Source organism: Paraburkholderia sp. SIMBA_054, from assembly GCF_046534875.1.
Lineage (GTDB): Bacteria > Pseudomonadota > Gammaproteobacteria > Burkholderiales > Burkholderiaceae > Paraburkholderia > Paraburkholderia hospita.
This window is the reverse complement of record NZ_JAWRXV010000512.1, coordinates 1-303: the sequence shown is the minus strand read 5'-3', so window position 1 is coordinate 303 and position 303 is coordinate 1. Positions and strand designations below refer to the sequence as shown.

Below are 303 nucleotides of genomic sequence, written 5' to 3'. Positions count from 1 at the left end.
GCGTCACGTTGAGCAACCAGGGCAGCGGCGCGCTGACACTGCGCACGGACGCGGCGAGCGTGAACAATGGCGGCAGCCTTACGAACAACGGCACGATCGACTGGTCGCGAAGCACCGGCACGGTGAGCGCGCTGTATGACATGAACGGCAGTTATTCGCCCGGCACCCTGCTCGCGAACAGTGCGTGGGTGGCGCCCGACTACAGTGGACTGGTTACGCAGATCACCGGCTACAAGCTGGTCAATACGGCGCAGGATCTTCAGAACATCGAGAGCGATATGAACGGCAACTACGCGCTCGGCC

At 62.7% G+C, this 303-nt stretch carries 1 pseudogene; it reads left to right on the top strand.

Annotated elements, in window-relative coordinates:
• A pseudogene (locus tag SB822_RS56130) lies at positions 1 to 303 on the top strand (filamentous hemagglutinin); the annotation flags it as partial.